This is a genomic window from Mycobacterium sp., from assembly GCF_050701675.1.
GTDB lineage: Bacteria > Actinomycetota > Actinomycetes > Mycobacteriales > Mycobacteriaceae > Mycobacterium.
On sequence record NZ_JBOGDD010000960.1, the window covers coordinates 1 to 5,012 of the forward strand.

General features: G+C 64.8%; 4 protein-coding genes and 1 pseudogene. 3 read left to right on the forward strand and 2 right to left on the reverse strand.

The genetic code is table 11. From position 1 onward, the window contains the following. Nucleotides 1-16 precede the first annotated feature (16 nt). The gene (locus ACRDUX_RS29120; protein WP_526419020.1) at nucleotides 17-706 is read left to right on the forward strand and encodes an IS3 family transposase; all 690 of its coding nucleotides are present in this window, start codon (nucleotides 17-19) and stop codon (nucleotides 704-706) included. Then, nucleotides 621-2,021 carry an IS30 family transposase gene (locus ACRDUX_RS29125; RefSeq protein ID WP_526419021.1) on the forward strand — a complete coding sequence of 467 codons (1,401 nt, stop codon included), beginning with the start codon at nucleotides 621-623 and terminating at the stop codon, nucleotides 2,019-2,021. Before ACRDUX_RS29120 ends, ACRDUX_RS29125 begins: the two co-directional genes overlap by 86 nt. Here the strand turns inward: ACRDUX_RS29125 and ACRDUX_RS29130 are convergent. Next, nucleotides 2,020-3,108, reverse strand: a pseudogene (locus ACRDUX_RS29130) (mandelate racemase/muconate lactonizing enzyme family protein); the annotation flags it as partial. The gene ACRDUX_RS29125 and the pseudogene ACRDUX_RS29130 sit on opposite strands and share 2 nt — an antisense overlap. Further along, nucleotides 3,105-4,007: a LysR family substrate-binding domain-containing protein gene (locus ACRDUX_RS29135; RefSeq protein ID WP_526419023.1), complete on the reverse strand. Its 903-nt coding sequence runs from the start codon at nucleotides 4,005-4,007 to the stop codon at nucleotides 3,105-3,107. The pseudogene ACRDUX_RS29130 and the gene ACRDUX_RS29135, both read right to left, overlap by 4 nt. 208 nt (nucleotides 4,008-4,215) lie before the next feature. Between ACRDUX_RS29135 and ACRDUX_RS29140 the strand changes: the two genes are divergently transcribed. After that, nucleotides 4,216-5,012, forward strand: a 797-nt coding sequence (locus ACRDUX_RS29140; RefSeq protein ID WP_526419025.1) for a Rieske 2Fe-2S domain-containing protein, incomplete at its 3' end; no start/stop codon positions are given.

Consider the following 5,012-nt stretch of genomic DNA (forward strand, 5'->3'; position numbering starts at 1 on the left):
CTTCACAGTCGTACGCATGACCAGACTGTTGGAAGTGTCGCGTTCGGGGTTCTACAAGTGGCGTGCCGCCCAGGCGGCAGGGCCCACGCCGGCCCAGCAGCGCCGGGAGACGATCGACGCCAAGGTCAAGGGGTTCCATGACGCACCTGATCAGGTGTACGGCGCACCGCGCATCTTGGCCGATCTACGCGACGACGGTATCGTGATCTCACGCAAGACGGTGGCGGCTTCGATGCGCCGCCAACGGCTGGCCGGGATCAGCCCACGCACGTTCACCCCGGTGACCACCGTGGTCGATCTGGATGCACACCGACCCAAGGACCTGGTGGACCGCCGATTCGACCGCGGTGAGCTCGACAAGGTCTGGACATCGGACATCACCTATCTCGCCACCGATGAGGGCTGGCTCTATCTCTGCGCGGTCCGTGACGGCTACTCACGCCGCGTGCTGGGCTGGGCCGTGGAAGACCACATGCGCACCGATCTGGTCGAGTCCGCACTGTCGATGGCGGTCACGATGCGCGGGGCGCTGCCCGGGCAGGTCATCTTCCACGCCGACCGGGGTACGCAAGGCGGATTCAACTGGTCGTCGCAACACCTCGACTATTCGGAGGTGCCTGGTGGGGTATGGGAAGCGGCAGTTGGAGGTTCGTGGCTATCGGGGACAGATTCCGTCACCGGGGCGACCGACGGTGGCGTGGCGTGAAGACAGAGTGAAGTTCTGGGTGGCGATCGCTGCCGGGGTGCTGACGGAGGTTGCCGCAGCCGAAGCGGGCGTGTCTTCACCGGTTGGCGTCCGGTGGTTCCGCCATGCTGGCGGCGTGAATCCACGGTTACCAGAATCTGTTTCGGGCCGTTACCTGTCCTCAGGTGAACGCGAGAACATTGCCCTTTGGCGCGCACAGGGTGCGGGTGTACGCGAGATTGGACGTCGGCTGGGACGGGCGGCGTCGACCATTTCACGTGAGCTGCGTCGCAACGCCTCCACGCGTACCTACCGGGTCGAGTACAAGGCGTCGGTTGCGCAGTGGCATGCCGAGCGGCGCGCACGACGTCCCAAAACTGCCAAGATGATCGACAACGAACGGTTGCGCGAGTATGTCCAGGACAAGCTCTCCGGTGTGGTGCGTGGGATCGATGGCCAGGTCGTCGCGGGACCGTCCTCGGCACGGTGGAAGGGACGCAACAAACCCCACCGTGGTGATCGGGCCTGGGTTCAGGCGTGGAGTCCCGAACAGATCGCTCGCCGATTGCCCCTGGATTTCCCCGATGATGAGTCCATGCGGATCAGCCACGAAGCCATCTACCAGGCGCTCTACGTCCAGAGCCGCGGGGCGCTCAAGCGGGAGTTGGTCAGCTGTCTGCGTCGGGGCCGGGCGCTGCGCGTGCCACGGGCACGGGGCCGGCAGAAGACCTGGGCACACGTGACACCCGAGACGTTGATCAGCCAACGCCCGCCGGAGGTCGACGATCGCGCTGTCCCAGGGCACTGGGAGGGAGACTTGATCATCGGGTTGCAGCGCAGCGCGATCGGCACTCTGGTGGAGCGTACGAGTCGCTTCACGATGCTGGTCCACCTTCCGCGGGAGGTCGGCTACGGAGTCATTCCGCGGACGAAGAACGGTCCAGCGCTGGCCGGCTACGGCGCGATCACGATGGCCAACGCGTTGGAACAGACGATCACCACACTGCCCCAGGAGTTGCGCCGGTCGTTGACCTGGGATCGGGGCAAGGAGCTATCGGCACATGCCCAGTTCTCGATCGCTTCCGGTGTGAAGGTGTACTTCGCCGATCCGAAGAGTCCGTGGCAGCGCGGCACCAATGAGAACACCAATGGACTGTTGCGCCAATACTTTCCGAAGGGCACCGACTTGTCGCGCTGGAACGCAGACGACATCGCATCCATCGCTCACACACTCAATACCCGACCGCGCAAGACCCTCGGATGGCGCACCCCCGCCGAAGCCTTCGCCGAACACCTACACTCGATAAATCAACCCGGTGTTGCGACCACCGATTGAATCCGCCGAGTTTGTCGGGGTCGATGTCGATGCCGAGCCCGACGCCGGGCGGCACGGTCAGGACCCCGTCGCGGATTCGCAGGGGCTCGGTGAGCAGGTCATCGGACATGTCCAGGAAGTTGGACAGCTCACCTGCGCGACGCGAGGTCAGCTCGTAGGCGGCACCGAAGGCCACCGCGCATGCGGTACCGACCTGGCCGTCGATCTGGTTGCCCATCACCACTTCTGCGCCAAGCCCTTCGGCCAGATGATGGATGCGCTGTGATCCGGTGAATCCGGTGCGCGCGGTCTTGATGCTGACCGCGGTGGCGGATCGGCCCAGCAGTTCGCGGGTGACATCGGCTGCGGTGGGTACGGATTCGTCGGCGATGAACGGGACGTCCAATCTCTCGACCAGCCAGCGTCGGCCGAGGACGTCATCGGCGGGGCAGAGCTCCTCGGCGAAGAGGAGGTCGAGATCGGCCATCTCCTTCATCGCGCGCAACGATTCTGAAGCGCTCCAACCGCGATTACCGTCGACGTACAGGTCGATGGCATCACCGAACCGGTCCCGCAAGGCCCGCACCACGGCGGTGTCCAACGTCACCGGCCTACGGCCCACCTTCACCTTGAAGGTGCTGATTCCGTAGGTTGCCTGCACCCTTTCGGCCTCGGCCACCATCACCACGGGATCGGCGAAGCCCAGCATGTGGCTCACGCGCATGCGGTCCGTGAACCCACCGAGGAGGCTGCTGACGGGCAGTTCGAGAGTGCGGCCCAGCGCATCCCAGATCGCCATGTCGATGGCAGCCTTGGCGGTGGGGTTGGCGATGGTGCGGGCCAGCCGGGTCTGGACCACTTCACGCTCGGTCAGCGTGAGCCCGATGATCTGGGGTGCGAAGATCTGCTCGATCACCGCGACGATGCTCGTCTGCGTCTCCCCGTAGGTGAACGGCCGTGGGGGTGCCTCGGCGACACCGACGATTCCGTCGTCGGTGTGAACGCGCACCAGCACGTGGTCAGCGGCGTGAACCTCGCCCGAGGCGAACTTGAGCGGCTTGAGGTACGGGATGGCGAACGGAATGGCCTCAACGGCAGTGATTTTCACAGCAACTCTCCTGCGGTGTCCTTGGTAAAGGCGGCTGCTAGGACGCCGACGACGGCTTCGACGATCGGACTGTGACTGCCTCGCCGCCAGGCCAACGCGAGCTCGACGGATCCGCCGTCGAGCAGGTCGCGGAAGACCACTCCGTGCAGTGGTAGCCCTCGCACCGACGCTGGCGCGATCGCGACCCCGAGGCCGGCGGCGACGAGGGCGAGCAGGACGGCCGTTCCGGGCGCGGCGTGTTCCCGCCGTGGGACGAAGCCGGCCTGCCGACAGTTGCGCAGCACTGCCTCGTTGACCGCGGAGTCGCGGCTGGAATAGGCCACGAAGGATTCGCTGCGCAAGTCGGCCAGTGATATCACCGGCTCGACGGCCAGGCGGTGATCAACGGGGACGACGAGGACGAGGGGTTCGATCTCGATGTTGCGCAATTCGATGTCGTCGCCAACTGCGGGCGGTCGGAGCAGACCTACGTCCAGTGCGCCGCTGCGGAGCTGTTCGCATTGCACCGGGGTCAACACGTCGGCCTGGATCTCCATTGCAAGGTCCGGAAGCTCCTGCCGGACGATGCGCGCGATTCGTGGAAGATGGGAGAACGCCGCGGTTCCGGTCAGTCCCAGTCGTAGCAAGCCAGTGCGTCCCGCTGCGATGCGGCGCACGCCTCGCTCGGCGTCGTCCACTCCGGCCATGATGCGCGCTGCTTCAGCCTGCAGGAACTCCCCCGCCGGAGTCAGCGAGACCTGACGGGTAGTGCGGTTGAACAGGGTGACGTCGAGCTCCGATTCCAGCTGGCGGATGGCGTAGGACAGGGCAGGCTGCGCGACGTGCAGCTGCTCGGCGGCCTGACCGAAGTGGCAGGTCTCGGCAACCGCTGCGAAATAGCGCAGGTGACGCAAATCCATGTGAGGCTCCGCTGGTTCGTGTCGTGGTGTGACTGGCGACACGTTCGACGGTAAGCCTCATATCCATACAGAACAAGTACATAGTTCAGCGCTATTAGTCGTCAATTCTTATCAATGGTGGCCCTAGCCAGGACTAGGCATATACCTGGTGTGATGGCGGCCACTGCCTGCGACAGTTCAGGTACAGCATCACAGTGGAGGGCATGAAATGACCGCTTCGATCACCGAACACCACGACCACCTGGCATCCGTCCTGGATACGGCCGTCATCGACGACCCGGACGCCGGCATCTTCCGCGCCAATCGACGGATCTTCACCGACGAGGACGTCTTCGAGTTGGAGATGAAGCACATCTTCGAGGGCAATTGGATCTACCTGGCCCACGAGAGCCAGGTGCCCAACCCCGGCGACTACTTCACCACCTACATCGGTCGCCAGCCCGTCGTGATCACCCGGGACAAGGACGGCCAGTTGCACTGTCTGGTCAATGCCTGCGCACACCGCGGGGCGATGGTCTGCCGTCGCAAGACCGACAACCGCATGACGCTCACCTGCCCGTTCCACGGCTGGACCTTCCGCAACGACGGGACCTTGCTCAAGGTCAAGGACCCCGATGGCGCCGGCTACCCCGACTCGTTCAACTCAGGCGGCTCGCACAACATGACCGCGGTCGCCCGCTTCGACAACTACCGCGGCTTCCTGTTCGGCAGCGTCAACGACGACGTTCTCCCGCTGGCCGAGCACCTCGGGGACACCACCAAGGTGATCGACATGCTGGTGGATCAGTCCCCAGACGGGCTCGAGGTGCTCCGTGGCTCGTCCACGTACACCTACGACGGCAATTGGAAAGTACAGGCGGAGAACGGCGCCGACGGCTACCACGTCACCGCCACGCACTGGAACTACGCCGCCACCACCAGCCGACGGGGCACCGGCGAGTCGAAGAACGAGACGAAGGCACTCGATGCGGGCGGTTGGGGCAAGTCCGGCGGCGGCTACTGGTC